General features: G+C 62.8%; 14 protein-coding genes and 1 pseudogene. All 15 read right to left on the bottom strand.

The genetic code is table 11. The annotated features are described in order from the left end of the window. Positions 1–5 precede the first annotated feature (5 nt). Positions 6–515: a hypothetical protein gene (locus Q1V51_RS04565; protein WP_300553461.1), complete on the bottom strand. Its 510-nt coding sequence runs from the start codon at positions 513–515 to the stop codon at positions 6–8. After that, entirely contained in the window at positions 502–1,236 is a 735-nt protein-coding gene (gene gspN / locus Q1V51_RS04560) for a type II secretion system protein N (protein ID WP_300553458.1), read from the bottom strand. Before gspN ends, Q1V51_RS04565 begins: the two co-directional genes overlap by 14 nt. Next, positions 1,237–1,737 (bottom strand): type II secretion system protein M, encoded by a 501-nt coding sequence (locus Q1V51_RS04555; RefSeq protein ID WP_300553456.1) that lies wholly within the window; start codon positions 1,735–1,737, stop codon positions 1,237–1,239. After that, complete coding sequence (gspL, locus tag Q1V51_RS04550; protein ID WP_300553455.1) at positions 1,734–2,954, bottom strand: type II secretion system protein GspL; 1,221 nt, start codon at positions 2,952–2,954, stop codon at positions 1,734–1,736. The genes Q1V51_RS04555 and gspL overlap by 4 nt, the downstream gene beginning before the upstream one ends. Then, positions 2,951–3,937, bottom strand: a complete 987-nt coding sequence (gspK, locus tag Q1V51_RS04545; protein WP_300553454.1) for a type II secretion system minor pseudopilin GspK — start codon at positions 3,935–3,937, stop codon at positions 2,951–2,953. Before gspK ends, gspL begins: the two co-directional genes overlap by 4 nt. Further along, positions 3,934–4,584 carry a type II secretion system minor pseudopilin GspJ gene (gspJ, locus tag Q1V51_RS04540; protein WP_300553453.1) on the bottom strand — a complete coding sequence of 217 codons (651 nt, stop codon included), beginning with the start codon at positions 4,582–4,584 and terminating at the stop codon, positions 3,934–3,936. The genes gspK and gspJ overlap by 4 nt, the downstream gene beginning before the upstream one ends. A gap of 2 nt (positions 4,585–4,586) precedes the next feature. Continuing rightward, a complete protein-coding gene (gspI, locus tag Q1V51_RS04535) occupies positions 4,587–4,967 on the bottom strand; it encodes a type II secretion system minor pseudopilin GspI (RefSeq protein WP_300553451.1) in 381 nt (126 codons plus the stop codon). Further along, entirely contained in the window at positions 4,964–5,458 is a 495-nt protein-coding gene (locus Q1V51_RS04530; protein ID WP_300553449.1) for a GspH/FimT family pseudopilin, read from the bottom strand. The genes gspI and Q1V51_RS04530 overlap by 4 nt, the downstream gene beginning before the upstream one ends. After that, the gene (gene gspG, locus Q1V51_RS04525; RefSeq protein WP_300553446.1) at positions 5,458–5,922 is read right to left on the bottom strand and encodes a type II secretion system major pseudopilin GspG; all 465 of its coding nucleotides are present in this window, start codon (positions 5,920–5,922) and stop codon (positions 5,458–5,460) included. The genes Q1V51_RS04530 and gspG overlap by 1 nt, the downstream gene beginning before the upstream one ends. Positions 5,923–5,933: 11 nt before the next feature. Continuing rightward, positions 5,934–7,169: a type II secretion system inner membrane protein GspF gene (gene gspF, locus Q1V51_RS04520; RefSeq protein ID WP_300553444.1), complete on the bottom strand. Its 1,236-nt coding sequence runs from the start codon at positions 7,167–7,169 to the stop codon at positions 5,934–5,936. Next, the gene (gspE, locus tag Q1V51_RS04515) at positions 7,156–8,679 is read right to left on the bottom strand and encodes a type II secretion system ATPase GspE (protein ID WP_300553441.1); all 1,524 of its coding nucleotides are present in this window, start codon (positions 8,677–8,679) and stop codon (positions 7,156–7,158) included. The genes gspF and gspE overlap by 14 nt, the downstream gene beginning before the upstream one ends. Further along, complete coding sequence (gspD, locus tag Q1V51_RS04510) at positions 8,669–10,615, bottom strand: type II secretion system secretin GspD (RefSeq protein ID WP_300553515.1); 1,947 nt, start codon at positions 10,613–10,615, stop codon at positions 8,669–8,671. The genes gspE and gspD overlap by 11 nt, the downstream gene beginning before the upstream one ends. Next, positions 10,615–11,508, bottom strand: a complete 894-nt coding sequence (locus tag Q1V51_RS04505; RefSeq protein ID WP_300553438.1) for a type II secretion system protein N — start codon at positions 11,506–11,508, stop codon at positions 10,615–10,617. Before Q1V51_RS04505 ends, gspD begins: the two co-directional genes overlap by 1 nt. A 175-nt stretch (positions 11,509–11,683) precedes the next feature. Continuing rightward, positions 11,684–14,440, bottom strand: coding sequence for a TonB-dependent receptor (locus Q1V51_RS04500; protein WP_300553435.1), 2,757 nt, complete (start codon positions 14,438–14,440; stop codon positions 11,684–11,686). Positions 14,441–14,520: 80 nt separating this feature from the next. After that, a pseudogene (locus tag Q1V51_RS04495) lies at positions 14,521–15,015 on the bottom strand (hypothetical protein); the annotation flags it as partial.

The following is a 15,015-nucleotide window of genomic DNA, read 5'->3' as shown; positions in this document are numbered from 1 at the left end:
CAGAGTTACGGGCTGACGCGGCAGGCATAATGTCCGATGACCGGAATGACCATGCGCTGACCATCGGTCTGCTGGATACTGAGCACGGAGCGCTCGATGCGCTGCCCGTCGGGCAAACGCTCCCCTATCGTTCCGCTCAGGCGCATGTCGAGCTGGCGGGCGGCATCGACATAGTGCCGCTGATACAGGTCGCCCGCGATATGGCTGCCTTGGCGCGAGGGGACCGCGAATTCATGGACCTGGCCGTCGGCGAAAACCCGGGCATAGCCCAAGGTTTCATTTTCGAAGGCGAGGAAACGATGCTCGGCATCAGCGCTCCAGAAGAAGCCGGCACATTCGCCGGCGTCCAGCTGCTGCGGCGGCAATTGATCGAGCCCCTCGACCAGAGCCGCCGTATCCGTATCAGGGTTGGCCGTTTGCGGTCCGGTCGGGACGGGCAGGCCATCAGTGGTCGTACAGCCGCCCAAAACCGTCGCACCTGCCAGCGCAGCCATCCATCGATTAAGGCTCGCCATAACCCACACTCCCCTGGCGCCGCCAGATATTGCCGGCGCGTTCCAGCCCGCCCAGCGCCAGGACATCCGCCAGCTCGGCGCGCGGGGTCTGCACTTCCAGCGACCAGCGATATCCGCTGCGGTCGAAATCGATCTCGCCCGTCAGGCTGAGATCATCGCTGATGCCGGAGAAATCGAGCACGAGACGGTCGTCACGGCAAGAGAATTGGCCGACCAGATCGGGTCCGTCATAGCCATAGGTGGCGGCGAACTGGCTCAGGGCCGCGGTGCGCATCGCGCCTTCCGCACTCAGGCAGGTGTCACCGTCCATGTCCAGCTGCGTCAGCGTCGCAGAGACCTGGCCGTCCAGGTCCAGTCCGGGAAACGCCGACAGGCCGAGGCGGTGCAAGCTGGCATCAAACCGGGTCGAGTTGAGCTGCAGGCGGTCACCGCCCCATTGCACCTGGCCCCGGCCGCGCAGGCTGGCATCGCGGACCACCCAGTCTGCGGACAGGCGTCCGATCAGAAGCGGCAGCGGATTGACGGCCAGCTCGACCTCGCGCACCGGCATGGCGCCGGCGACACGCATGCCATAGATGCGGCCCTGCCAGAGCGATCCATAGACATCCTGATAACCAAAGGCCGACGCGCCGCCGGCGACAATCATTACCGCCTTCAGGGGCATCAGAACGATCAGCCAGACCAGCAGCGAGGCGAGACCGATGAGTAGATAGCGCATCATCTAGCGCCCCCCGCCGCGACGCAGGACCAGGCTGATCTGGGCATATTCATTGCCATCGCGGTCCATCGTGCTGGCCATGACCTGGACGCCATAGCGTTCCTCCAGATCGATCAGCCAGGCCATGACCGCGCGGGTCGGGGCGCGCTCGATATTGACGGTCAGGGAACCGTCATCACCGGGGATCATGCGGGCGATGGCGATCTGGTTGCCGATCGCCAACGAACCGACAATGGCGCGCAGGGACTGCTCGGATCCGGACTGGCTGGACGCCCCGGCGGCAAGTTCGCGATAGGTCGCGGCATCCGCCTCGATCGCGCGGTAGAGCTGCATCGACCCGGCATAGTCATTGCGCGCCCGATCATGGAAATCGAACAGCGGCCGGGCCAGCAGGAGATAGCCAATCAGCCCGACGAGCATCACTGTCATGATAGCGAGAAGGACCTGTTCACGGTCCGTGCGGCCGGCCCAATAGGCCTGGATTGCGGAGATCACCGGGTTCATCGCAGCCTCAACACAAATTCGCCCTCAAGGCCGGCCTCGCCTTCGCGCGCGCCATTATCTTCAAGCCCGATGCCCATGCGTGCAGCCTCGGCCGTCAGCGCATCGAAATCGGCAAAGTCGGTATAGAGCGCAGAGACGCGCAATTCGGCCCGGGCCTGGTCAAAGCGGATACCATCGACCCGGACACGGTCGTTGTCGGCGGTCAGTTCGGCCAGCGCCGCCACATGCAGCAGGAAGGACGAGGTCTCTCCTCCCCCCAACGCTGCGATACGGTCGCCAAGGATACGCTCGGCCTCGGCCGGGATCACACGACGTGTCACTTCCGGCACGGCAGAGCGGAAGACCGCCACGCTGGCCTCGTCGAAACGATCAGCCTGGAGCCGGTAATACATCGCCTCCGAGCCCAGAAGCGCCGCAAATGCGAGCAAGAGCGCGGCCGCCAACGCCGCGGTCAGGCGCATCGGTTTGAGCACGGAAGACCAGTCCAGCGTCGACAACCAGCGTTCGCCGAACAGGGCCGGCAGCTGGCCGAGCACATCATCGCCGATGCGGGCCGCACGCGCCGCCAGATCCTCACGCGGCGCGGCGCGGAAGGCCGCGCCGGTCAATCCGAGGGAGGACGAGACCGCGACATCACCGCCGGACGCCCCATGCACGATAGCATGCGCGATCTGGCCGAACAGTTCCGGATCCACCGCGCCGCCAAAGGCCGTGCCGTCCTGCTGGGCGCTCTGGCCATACCAGAAGAGGACATCACCGCGGCGGTCAAACAGGGTCAGCGCGGCCTCATCATCCGCTGCAGCCTGGTAATCCGCCAGCGTGTAGACCGGGCGGACGAGGACCGGGACGAGACGCGCTTCCAGCGCCTCCACCCAGCCATCCTCCGCGCCCATCACCCAGCGTTTGCCGTCGCCCGCCTTGGCGCCGGGCACAATGCGCGTATCGTCCAGGGACGAAGCCAGCTCGTCCTCGATCATGAAAGGTGCCGCCTGGCGCGCCTCGCGCTCACTGCGGGCCGGCAGGCTGATACGGGAGACGAAAACACGCTCACCCGGCAGGATGCATAGCGTACGATCAACCCCGTCGGTGGCGGGAATCTCCGGCGTTTCCGCGGCACCGCTGTGGCCGGACAGGAGCGTATTACCGCTCGCCCGGTCGATCACCGACCAGTCGAGCGCGCCCGTATCGTGTACCTGGATGACAAGATCCTGGCTCATGAAAAGCTTCCATAGCGTTGGGTCAGGCGGCGCACGGATCCCCCGCCGCGCCATTCGACCGTTTCGTTGAGCTCGAAACGCATGCCGGCATAAAGCACGTCGATTTCAATCTCAAAATAATTCGTGGTGATGCCGACGCTCGAACGGAGCGCGTCGGTCAGCTCGAAGGTCTCGAACACGCCCTGGTCCCAGAACTCCGACGCCTGCTCGAACCCGGCTGGCGGGCGCCGCAACAACAGGCCATCAGCCTCGACCTGGGTGACATTGCCGTCCAGCGCCGCGACCAGCAGAGGCAATTGGTCGGTCCTGAGCGTGTTGATGTTGAGCGAGAGCGGATCCGTCATCGGCCGGGTACAGACCAGCGGTTCGAGCACCCGGTAGATATCCGGCGTCATGGCATCCAGGGCGAGAAGCTCGGCCGGCTCCACCATCAGCGTATTGCCGGTACGATAGGCACGACCCAGCTCGCCATAGAGCTCGTCCTCACCACCGGACAGGGTCTGGCGCACGTCGCTATCGAGCCAGTCCAGGGCCTGGGCCGCGATCCGGCCGGTCTCCTGTGGCGGCAGGCCTGCGGCATTCATCAACAGCTCGAAGCGTCGCCGCTGCTCTGGCACTTCGCGCAACACACCATCCTCGCCGCGCGAGACCAGGCTGTTCAGGTTGAAGCAGTTATTGCCATCAGTGATGGTCCCTGCGAGCTGACCCTGTTCGATCGGAAAAATCTGCGGTCCGTTGAGCCATCCCGCATCCGGCCGCAGCGCCTCTTCCGGCGCCCGCATGGCACGCTCGATGGAGACCTCGGCAAAGTCGCGCGCGCCCAGCGCATACCAATAGGCCTGGTCACGGATTTCCAGATTGGCAGTGCGGCGCATGGAAAAGCGCAGATCCGTCGCCAGGGTCATGGCGACGGTCGTCATCAGCGCGACCAGGAGCAAGGCGCTGATCAGCGCCGCGCCGCGTTCCTTGCTGGCGGCGATCATGACAGCCCCTCCGGCGTCACCGCGACAAATTCCAGCGCACCGAAACCAGGCGCCGTGTAACGCAAGCGGACAGCGCGGGGGAAGGCTTCATTATCGCGCCCCGGCCGACGCTGGGCCTGGCTGCGCCAATTGACGCCGAAATAGAATTCCGCCGCGATCGCCTGGGCACTTTGCGACAGGACCTGCTCGCTCTGACGCGTTTCGCCGGTCATGTCCGGATAATCCGATGCGCGCCGGATCAACTGTTCGCCGCGAACGAGGTATTCGACATGGATGAGCGAGCTGCGCGCCCGGACATAGCCCGGATTGGCGCGGCCATAGCGGGTGAAGGCGAACAGGATGCGCTCATTGTCCGCTCCGCCCTCGAGACGCAGCCCGGCATTGTCGCCCGCGAAAATATAGTCCCGGACAAAGCCATCCGGGCCACGCACGGGCCGGTCGGCCAGCTGACCGAGATCCTCGCGCAGCAGCACGCGGACCCGGTCGATCGCGGCAGAGCGTACCAGGGCCTCTTCATTGACGTCCCGCGCAGTCAGCGTCGTCGCCATCAGGGCCACCGAAATGGCGCCGATAATGGCGAAGACAAAGGTCGCGATCAGAACTTCCAGAAGCGAGAAGCCGGCGCTTTTGTCCGCGGTCACAGCCATGCTCATGACCTCCGCCGGAAGGTTTCGATCCGGCCAACGACATAGTCGCTTTCGGCCTCGCGCACCGTCATGACCAGGCGCACGAGCTCCCGGTCCGTCGTGGCGCCGACATCCAGCTCCCAGGCATAGTGCACCCCGGCGAGCTCATAATCCCCGGACCGTCCCTGGATGCGGCCCGGACGCAGCAATTCCATATTCATCAGGTTCTCGGCAGCGACCATGCCCAGTGCCCGGGTCTCGACCGCGGTCGTGTTGCGCGTCGTCACCGAAACCATATTGACCACGGCCAGCCCGGCGAGCGCCAGAATGGCCAGCGCCGTCATCACCTCGATGAGCGAGAAGCCGCGCTCGGGCGCGGGGACGCCAGACGACGGGCCGGTCATGAACCGATCTCCCGGCGCTCGAGACTTTCCCGCTCGGTCCAGCTGAGCTCGATCTCGCGCCCCTCACCCTGGAGAAGCAGGCGGAAGGGATCATTGAGTCCGGCCGGGTCAAACCAGAAGACCGGCACGGCACTGCCCTGCGCCTCGCGCAGAACGGCATCGGTGACGGTCAGACGGATATCCGCGTCCATCGTGTGCGGCTGCAGACCCGGATGATTGTTCATCGGCCGCCAGAGCCCGTCGACATAGCGATAAAACGCGTAGCCGGCGCCGAAATCCTCGATCACCAGACCGACCGGCTGTCCCGTGGCGATGGCATCCTGGCTGGCATGATTGAGCCGCAGCGTCAGCCGGTCCGCCTCGCTGTCGAGCGGGTCATCGGCGGGCTGAACAGCGAACACGACGGCGGTCGACACCATTGCAAGAATGGTGATCGCGACCAGGATCTCCAGCAAGGAGAGGCCTGCATCAGATGGCAGGCGAGCCGGCATCAGCGCTCCCAATTACCGATATCGGCGTCGAGATCCTCGCCACCTTCACGGCCATCGGCGCCAAGCGACCAGATATCGAAAACCCGGCCGTCGCGGCCCGGATAGGCGTACTGGTAGGGATTGCCCCAGGGATCATCCTCGAGCCGGCGCAGATATCCGCCCGGACGGTAATTCGCGGCGTCCCCGGAGGGCGGCGTCATCAGAGCGTCGAGCCCCTGCTCGGTGGTCGGATAGCGGCGCATGTCGAGGCGATAGGCATCGATCGCCTGCTCCAGCGTTGCAATATCCGTACGCGCCTTCTGCACCATGGCCTGTTCCTGGGCTGGCAGGACATTGAGCAGAACAATGGTACCGAAAATGCCGATAATGGTGATCGTCACCAGGACTTCAAGCAGGGAAAGGCCTGCTTCCTTGTCGGTCGCATCCGGGCGGGCGTCGGGCTGGTTTTGCACGGGCATCGTCATCAGGTCTCTCCCTAGCCGAGCGGCATTGTATTGAGTTGCAGGATCGGCAGCAGGACGGACAGGACAATCAATCCGACCCCGACCCCGAGAATAAGAAGAATGGCCGGTTCAAGCAGGTTGAGACCAACGGTGATGGAACTGTCGAGATCCTGTTCGAGCTGATCGGCGGAGCGGCGGAACATCTCGCCCAGAGCGCCGGAGCGCTCGCCGGCGGCGATCATGAACAGGGCCAATGCCGGGAACCAGCCGCGAGCGCGCATGGCATCGGACAGGCCTCGCCCGGTCTCGATATCGCGGATCACCAGCTCGAGCCGGCCCTTAAAAGCCAGATTTCCGGCCGCTCGCCGGGCCGCCCTCAGGGCATCGGGCAGGACCGCACCGCTTTCCACCAGAATGCCCATGGTGCGGCAGAAACGGGCCGCCTCGACATGACGCAGGAACGCTCCGATCAAGGGCAGACGGGAAACCACCCCGTCAAACACCGTCCGGACACTGTCCTGGCGCAGAAGGAAGCCGCTAAGCAGAACCAGGGCGAACAGCCCGCCCACCAGAAACGGCCAGAAATCCTGCATGAAACCGGAGATAGAGATCATCACCCGGGTCAGAAGCGGCAGCGTCATGCCCATGCCGGTGAATTGCTCGGCGATACGCGGCACCACGAAGGTCATCAGCAGGGCGATCACGCCCACGGCGACGGTCGTCAAGACTGCTGGATAGATCAGCGCTCCGGTGACACGGGTCCTAACCGCCTGTTCTTTCTCCAGATAATCGGCCAGACGCTCGAGCACCTCGCCCAGCCCGCCGGCCGTCTCGCCGGCCGCGACCATGGCGCGATAGACTGCGGGGAAGGATTTGGGGAAACCGTCGAGGGCATCGGACAGGCGCTCACCCTCGGTCACCCGCACGCGCACCGCCATCAGAATGCGCCGCAAATGGTGCCGCCCGCCCTGTTCGGCCACCAGACCAAGGCTTTCCGCAATCGGCATCCCCGCCCCGATGAGGCTGGCCAGCTGGCGGGTGATCAGCATCAGCTCGCGACCCGACAGCTCGGACTGGGTCAACTGGATATTGAAGGAGGCGCCCTGACCGCTTGGGCGTGGCTTGCGCTCATCGGCATGCCGTATCGTCAATGGGGCCATCGACCGGCTGCGCAGTTCGCGCCGGGCAGCGACCTCGCTATCGGCGGTGATCATCCCCTTGGACTTCTTTCCCGCCTTGTCGAGGGCCTCATACTCAAAGGCCGGCATTGCGCTCTCCGTCCTCGCGGCAAACGCGCAGGACTTCCGACAGGCTGGTCGTTCCGTTCAAAACGAGCTCGATACCGTTATCGAACAGCGTCTTGCGATTGTCGAAAGCATGCCCGGCCATATCGGCCTCACGAGCATCGTCATGGATCAGACGGCGCAGCGCGTCATCGACCATGACCAGCTCATAAATTCCGGTCCGGCCTTCATAGCCCAGCTGATTACAGTGCGAACAGCCGACCGGGCGATAGAGCTGGGCATCGGTATTGGCCGGCAGGCCGAGTAATTCAAGCTCTGCCGCGTCCGGGTCGTGGGCCTCACGGCAATGCGGGCAGAGCCGGCGCACGAGACGCTGGGCCAGGATTGCCGTCAGAGTGGAGGCGAGGAGATAGCTTTCCACGCCCATGTCGCGCAGGCGCGCAATGGCAGCCACCGCGGAATTGGTATGCACGGTGGACAGAACCAGGTGACCGGTGAGGCTGGCCTGGACCGCGATCTGGGCGGTCTCGACATCGCGGATCTCGCCGACCATGACGATATCGGGATCCTGACGCAGGATGGCGCGCAGGCCCGCTGCGAATGTCATGCCGACCTTGGCATTGACCTGGGTCTGGCCGATGCCGTCGATGGCATATTCGACCGGATCCTCGACGGTGAGGATATTGCGCGTGGCATCATTGAGCAGGTTGAGCCCGGCATAGAGCGTCGTGGTCTTGCCGGCACCGGTCGGGCCGGTGACAAGGACGATGCCATTGGGCTGGGCCAGTGCCTTGCGCATATCGTCCAGCATGTCGGCCGGCATGCCGAGATCCTCGAGACTGTAGCGGGCCTGGGAATTGTCCAGCAAGCGCAGAACGACGCGCTCGCCATAGCGCGACGGCAGGGTCGATACTCGGACATCGACCGCCTTGCCACCCAGCGTGATGGTCAGGCGGCCATCCTGCGGCACGCGCTTTTCCGAGATATCCAGGCGCGCCATCACCTTGATGCGGGAGACCAAGGGCGAGGCTAGCTTCTGCGACACCGACACGGTCTCGCGCAGGACGCCGTCGATGCGATAACGGATCGAGACACGGTCCTCATAGGGCTCGACATGGACATCGGAGGCCGCGGTGCGGACGGCTTCGGCAATCATGCCGTTGATCAGGCGGATAATCGGCGCATCAGACGCACTGTCGAGCAGATCTTCGGTCTTCGGAATTTCGTCAATCAGGCGGGACAGGCTTTCATCCTGTTCTTCCGCCTCCATACCCTGGGCGTCCATGGCGTCGAAGGCGTAGATATCGGACAGCGCCTTGTCGAAGGCCGCTGCATCACATTCGGTAATCGGCAGAGTGCGGCCGACCACGCGGCGCAACTCGACCAGCGCACGGCGATCCGCACCGGCGCGCAACAGGAATGCGCCCGGCTCTCCCGGCTGGTAGGCGACGCCCTTCTGACGGGCATAGGCATAGGTCACCGGAGAGGTCTCGCGCGTACTCGGCGCTGTGGTCTCTGATGCGCTAGCGGTCATCACGCGTCCCGGTTTCAGGCATGTCGACCATCAGCATGTTCATAATGGTCTGCAGGCTACTTTCACCGCTCTCATCGGCCATGCGCTGCTGGCCGGCAATATAGTCGTAACGATTCTCGGTCACCGCCTGCATGTCCGCCTCACTGCGGATAATGGTCGGGCGGATGAAAACCATGAGATTGCGGCGCACAACGGTTTCGCTCTCCGATCGGAACAGACGGCCAAGCCCCGGCACATCCCCCAGCACGGGCACGCCATTGGCCGTAGCCTGGTCATCCTGCTCGATCAGGCCGCCCAACACGATGATCTCGCCATTATCGGCGAGCACCGTGGTCGCGATCGAGCGCTTGTTGGTGATCAGGTCCGACGAGGTCGTGCTGACCGTACCGGCGACGGAGGACACCTCCTGCTCGATATAGAGGCGGACGGTATCGCCATCGGTGATCTGCGGACGCACCAGGAGCTTCACGCCAACCTCTTCACGATCAACCGTGCGGAAGGGGTTGGAATTGTTCGAACCCAGCGCTTCACCCGTGGTGATCGGGATTTCCTGGCCGGAGAGGAAGGAGGCTTCCTCATTGTCCATCGCTAGGATGGACGGCGTGGCCAGCAGGTTGCTGTCAGCGTCGCTGTCGACGGCATTGAGCACCAGGCCGAACAGGGTTCCGTCGGAATTCTGGCCGCCAAAACCGAGCGTGGCACCGCTGGCGCCGAGCAGGGACGCCAGGGCCGCATCCTGTAGCGAGGTGTTGGTGACGTCATCACCCGGCGACGCGATGGCGCCGGCCAGCGACAGCAGGTCCGGCGTGTTGTTGTTGAAACGGGTCATGGCCAGCGGCGTATCCGAGCTGCCCGTGCCTGCGAGCAACATCTGCACGCCGAGCTCCTGGGCGGTGGAGTCGGAAATCTCGACGATAATGCCTTCGACAAGCACCTGCGGGCGGCGGATGTCGAGCTGGCTGACAACCAGTTCGAGCTCGCGCTGAATATCAGGCTCGGCGTTGATGATAATGGAATTGGTCGGCGCGTGATGGGCGACGCTGGCGCGGCGGCCACTGCCGTCCTCATTGCTGCTGAGCGTGTCGACCACTTCCTGCAGGATCGGCAGTAATTGCTCGCCATCGGCATGATCAAGGGTAATGACGCGGAAGTTCTGGTTGGCCTGGCTGACGCTGTCGACCTCGCGCACGAGACGGGCCATCTGCTGCACCGCACGCGGATTGCCGCGCAGGAGGACCGTATTGGAGGCCGGGATCGGCGCGACGGTCACATTGAAGCTCAGATCATCCTCGCCGGAGGCATTGCGGGTCCGCACGGTCTCGATGATGCGGGAGATCTCGGCCGCAGAGACATTCTGCAGCTCGACCATCTCATACACCGAGGTGTCACGGTCGAGATCGCGTATGACGGCGCGAATGCGCTGCAGGTTTTCCGCATAATCCACCACGACCAGCGCATTGCCGGTCTGGGTCGCATTGATCGCACCTTGCGGGTGGACGAGCGGGCGCACGACATTGATCGCCTCGCGCACGCCGACATGATTGAGGCGCAGGACGGCGGTTACATACTGGTCACCGCGAATATTCTCGTTCACCGGACCAGCGCTGCGCGAACCGACCTGGTCCGGCACGATCTGGTAGGCCCCCGAAGCGGTCGGCACGACGGTGTAGCCATGCACGCGCATGGTGGAGAGGAAGACCTGGAAATACTGATCCGCGGTGAGCGGGGTCTGCGAGGTGATGGTCACCCGGCCGCGCACATTGGGATCGACGATAAACGTATAGCCGGTCACCGAGGACACGTCGTCAATCACGGCCTGGATTTCGGCCTGGTTGAAGTTCACCAGGTTATCCTGGGCCCGTACCACCGTGGCGGCGGCAACAAGCAGGCTGGCGGCGATCAGAGCGGCGAAGGCGTTCTTCACGGTCACAAACATCACGGCAATTCCAGTTCGAGATTGATCGGGATTCCATTGCGGACAACGGAAATACTAACGCGCTCATTGTCTTCGAGCGCCTCAAATACGGTTTCGAGGGCTTCGACATCGGTGACGGCTTCGCCATCGACGCCGGTCACGATATCGCCCATGCGCAGGCCGACACTCTGCAGCAGGGCTGTATTGCCGCTGGCAAAGCGATAACCGACGATATTGGCGCCGTCATAGCGCGGCTCGACCTCGAACAGGCCGCCGACATCGATGCGCTCGGCGATATTACGGGCCGTCCCGCCGCGCACGGCGCTGCGGATCGAGGTATTGCCGACCGCTTCCGTCGGCGCGACAACGGAGCCGCTGCTGGAGCCATCGCGGCGGTCCTCTCGCAGATAGAGCGACTCGCTTATGCCGCGCCGGCTGATGATGACATAGTCGGCATGCACCTCGTTTAGCGTCACCCCGTCGATGATCTCGGCACCGGTACGCACAAAACGTTGCCCGGTTCCGGGCGCCTGGATGATGGCGGCCCCCTCATCGGCGCTGGCACCGCGACGGACACCGTGAAGGGTCAGATTAAGCTGGGTTTCAGGAGCGACCTGGGCGGTCTGTACCGGAGCGTCGTCGATCGCACGGCGGTCGGCGAACAGGCTGACATCGCGCAGGCGGCCGGTATCGGCGAGATAAGCCGGCGCAGCAGCACCGCGACCGGCGGTCGCCGGGCCGGTCGAGAAGTCGCCGGCACTGGCGCCAAAGGCGATCAGCCATATTACGCGCGCCAGAACATAGGCGACAAAAATAATCAAAAGCGTATTGGCGAGCGGCACAGCAAGCTTCGCGATCGCGGAAAGCTTGGGCTTCCGGAAAGTCTGACCCGTGAAGGAAATCATGTCTGCCATGGTCACCTGTACCTGCCGTTTCGGTCAGGCTTTCAACGCGTTGAAGGGATAAACCCCGTCGGAGAGGTATCCGATATACGCGTCATGCGTCAGTTTAACGACGTTTCGTGGTTTCCCGAAAGAAAATGACATAAGAACGGGGCGGGTTTCGCAAAACCCGCCCCGTCCTGAAGTCTTACCAGGTCCGCGAGATGGAGAAGCCGATGGACGTACCTACGTCGTAGGTATCGACCGGCAGCTCAACCTCAGCGGTGGTTGCCAGAGCCGTCGCTTCGTAGTCATCACCAAGGATGTTACGAACCGAGAAGCCCACGTCCCAATCAGCGTCAGCAACCTCGATGGTGCGGCTGTAGACAAAGTCGAGAGAGCTCGGAACCTGCTCGATGATCGACGGCAGGGCCACGACAACTTCGTTGGCAGCACTGTCGAAGGTCAGCAGCTCCGCCGAACGGATGCGCTCGGAGGTGTAGTTGTACAACAGAGCAGCGCGGGAGCGACCGTCGAAGGCCTCGTAACCCAGCTGCAGGTTGAACAGGTGCTCGGACTGACCTTGCAGCTCACGACCATCACGGATCACCGTTTCAGCAGATGTGATGCTCGCCACCGGACCGCGCAGGGTACCGTTATTGACGATCACGACATCAGAGCTGTCGACCGACACTTCCGAGGAAATGTTGGTGTAGTTGGTCTTGATGAACCACTCACGGTCAGCAAAGAACGCGTTGTTGAAGCGGTTCGACAGGTCGAACGTCTTCTCGAACTCGATCTCGTAACCCTGCAGGGTTGCTTCCGGTGCGTTGATGTAATCGTAGAAGATCGTGTCACCAACCGGACGGATACGTTCCTCGATCGGGTTTTCCAGCGTCTTGTGGAAGAGACCCAGCGTGACGAACTGTTCACGGCCGAAGTAGTATTCGAGACGGGCGTCGAAGCTTTCGATCTCCGTGTTACGCAGGAAGGGGTTACCGATGTAGGAGTTATCGGTGACCAGATCGACGAACTCAGCTGCCGCGATTTCGCGGAACTGCGGACGAGCGATCGACTGCGAGTAACCGGTCCGGAGCTGAAGATTGTCAGCAAAGGTCCAGGTCAGGGTCGCGGACGGCAGGGTGTAATCCTGGTCCAGGAGCTCGGAGTAGATAGCATTCTCAGCGCCCGTGGTCGTAGCAACCAGATCGTCGATGGCAACATCACGATCGAACAGCAGACCACCCGGAACCGCGAAAGTACGGACGTTGAAGTCCGTCTCTTCCTCGAAGCGGACACCGAAGGCGGCGCGCAGGAACGCGTTCAGTTCGACATCCACACCGCCGTAGAAAGCCTCGGTCTCGAGCACAGCATCGTAACGCTGCGGCGAGCTGTCGGTCGAGTTCGCTTCGTCGAGGTAGAAACCTTCAGTGTTGAAGTTCTGCGCCGCGAAGAGATAGTCGATACGGCTGTCCTCGATGTCACGAACATAGCTGTCCGAGTCAGCACGGAAGCGGAAGGTGCGCTGGGCAGCTTCACGCTCGCGGCTCATCTGGGCAAAACCGGCCGAAAGCTCGACATCGTAATTGCCGATCGTAACCGGCAGCTCGAAATCGACACCAGCATCCGACGTCTCGTCTTCAACCGTGGAGAAACGGGTGAAGTTGGACGAGGTGATGGTCGGGTTATAGGTCAGGTTGCCGCTACGGTCATACTCGTAGCGATACTCGCGCTCATACGGTGCGTCACGGGTCGCGGTAGCGTCCGAGATGCGCCATTCAACGCCCAGACCGCCCATGTCCTCAAAGGTGTGCTCACCCTTGAGCTGGTTGAACACGACTTCGCGTTCGAACCAGGACAGGCTGTCGATCTGGTTGGCAATTTCCGACGGGTTGTCCCAACGCTGGGTGCGGCGCGTCTCTTTCGAGGTCGAACGCAGCACCATGGAAAGGAAGCTGATTTCGTGGTCGTTGTAGAAATCAATGCCGGCAGAGAACATGGCCGACGCGTCGATCACATTCTCGGTTGCCGTGGTGTTGTTGTAGAGGTTCGTCTCGTCAACCGCATTGGTAAAGGTCGCGAAATCGAGCGGACCGGCCACATAGCCATTGGTACCAACATCACCGCGCGTACCTTCACGGGTCTGCCAGCTATTGGAATAGTTGGCGGCACCGAGGAGGCCGATGGAGAAGTTGTCGAAGTCGAAACGATTACCCGCAGAGACGGAGAAGTCGCCATTGGCGTCGGTGTCGACCGTCTGCAGGACCCACAGCTCGGAATTGACGAAAGACGCACCGAGCTCGGCCTTCTGGGCACGGCTCAGCTGGGAACCCGCGAAGTTCGTGGTATCCCAGAGGGCTGCGATCGGACCCGGAATGTCCCGGAGACCGTCGTCCATGCCGAGCCAGTCGGTGTCGGACCCGTCATAGGTCAGACCGTCCTGGCCGGTGGTCTCGGTATCGAAACCGCCGCCGACAGAGACAGAGAAGAAGCCTTCATTCGGCAGGGTCGCCGTTTCGATGGCAATGACACCGCCACCGAATTCAGCCGGGAATTGCGGCGTCGCCGTCTTCTGGACCAGGACATTCGAGAGAACATTGGTCGGGAAGATGTCGAGCGGCGCGGCACGGCGAAGCGGTTCCGGAGACGGCATCGGTGAGCCGTTCAGGAGGGTGTTCGAGTAACGCTCGTTGAGACCGCGAACAACCGCGAAGCGGCCGCCCGTGGTGGAGATACCGGTAACCCGGACCAGCGCGGATGCGAGGTCGGAATCGCCGGTGGTTTCAAGATCGTCCAGAGACAGGACAGCAGAAACCTCGGACGTCACGCGGCGGTCATCAGGAATGTACTGATAACGGACCGTGATCTGGTCTTCGATCTGCTCGTCCTGAGCAAAGGCTGCAACAGGAACCAACGTGGTTGACGCCAGCAACGCAGCCGAAAGTGCAATTCGATTGGTTTTCATCTTAATCACCATGTGACTGCATTCGAAACAAACCATCCCCGGCCGGCCTTAACCGGCCGGAGATGACGATGCGTTGCTGCTTACGGGAGCCACGGCGGCTCGAAAGACCAACCGGCAACCCAGGTGTCATCCACCGTCGCTGCGTTCGGGTCGATCGCACCGACATAGTCCACATCCATGAACCAGGCGTCGATAGCGTTGACGTCCGTCGCCGTCAGGCCGGCTTCGTTTGCACCCGGCATGAAGGTGCCCGTCAGGGAGTTGGTGTACTCGCTGTTGTTGGCACGGCTCAGGAACCAGGTCGAAACGTCGACCGGGTCGCCACCGCTTTCAGAGAAGTTGGTGGTGCAGTCGAGAGCCACGGACTGGATGTCCAGGATCTCGTCGCCAGCAGCGCCGGTTGCGCCTTCACCAGCCAGGCGAGCAAAGGTCGCGTCCTGGTCGATGTCGAGGCATTCGTCGGTGAAGTTGGTGACGATACCGTTGTAGAGCTGGCCTGCGGTACCTTCGCGGATCAGCATGCCCTGGTCCGATTCAGCGCCAGCTTCATCACCGATGAGGGTGAAGTTGGAGAT

Source organism: Maricaulis sp., assembly GCF_030149235.1.
Taxonomy (GTDB): Bacteria; Pseudomonadota; Alphaproteobacteria; order Caulobacterales; family Maricaulaceae; genus Maricaulis.
This window is presented reverse-complemented; position numbering and strand designations above follow the sequence as displayed.

Coding starts and splice junctions, on each gene's coding strand:
- Q1V51_RS04565 (WP_300553461.1), bottom strand. CDS start 515: ATGGCGAGCCTTAATCGATGGATGGCTGCGCTGGCAGGTGCGACGGTT.
- gspN (WP_300553458.1), bottom strand. CDS start 1,236: ATGATGCGCTATCTACTCATCGGTCTCGCCTCGCTGCTGGTCTGGCTG.
- Q1V51_RS04555 (WP_300553456.1), bottom strand. CDS start 1,737: ATGAACCCGGTGATCTCCGCAATCCAGGCCTATTGGGCCGGCCGCACG.
- gspL (WP_300553455.1), bottom strand. CDS start 2,954: ATGAGCCAGGATCTTGTCATCCAGGTACACGATACGGGCGCGCTCGAC.
- gspK (WP_300553454.1), bottom strand. CDS start 3,937: ATGATCGCCGCCAGCAAGGAACGCGGCGCGGCGCTGATCAGCGCCTTG.
- gspJ (WP_300553453.1), bottom strand. CDS start 4,584: ATGGCTGTGACCGCGGACAAAAGCGCCGGCTTCTCGCTTCTGGAAGTT.
- gspI (WP_300553451.1), bottom strand. CDS start 4,967: ATGACCGGCCCGTCGTCTGGCGTCCCCGCGCCCGAGCGCGGCTTCTCG.
- Q1V51_RS04530 (WP_300553449.1), bottom strand. CDS start 5,458: ATGCCGGCTCGCCTGCCATCTGATGCAGGCCTCTCCTTGCTGGAGATC.
- gspG (WP_300553446.1), bottom strand. CDS start 5,922: ATGACGATGCCCGTGCAAAACCAGCCCGACGCCCGCCCGGATGCGACC.
- gspF (WP_300553444.1), bottom strand. CDS start 7,169: ATGCCGGCCTTTGAGTATGAGGCCCTCGACAAGGCGGGAAAGAAGTCC.
- gspE (WP_300553441.1), bottom strand. CDS start 8,679: ATGACCGCTAGCGCATCAGAGACCACAGCGCCGAGTACGCGCGAGACC.
- gspD (WP_300553515.1), bottom strand. CDS start 10,615: ATGTTTGTGACCGTGAAGAACGCCTTCGCCGCTCTGATCGCCGCCAGC.
- Q1V51_RS04505 (WP_300553438.1), bottom strand. CDS start 11,508: ATGGCAGACATGATTTCCTTCACGGGTCAGACTTTCCGGAAGCCCAAG.
- Q1V51_RS04500 (WP_300553435.1), bottom strand. CDS start 14,440: ATGAAAACCAATCGAATTGCACTTTCGGCTGCGTTGCTGGCGTCAACC.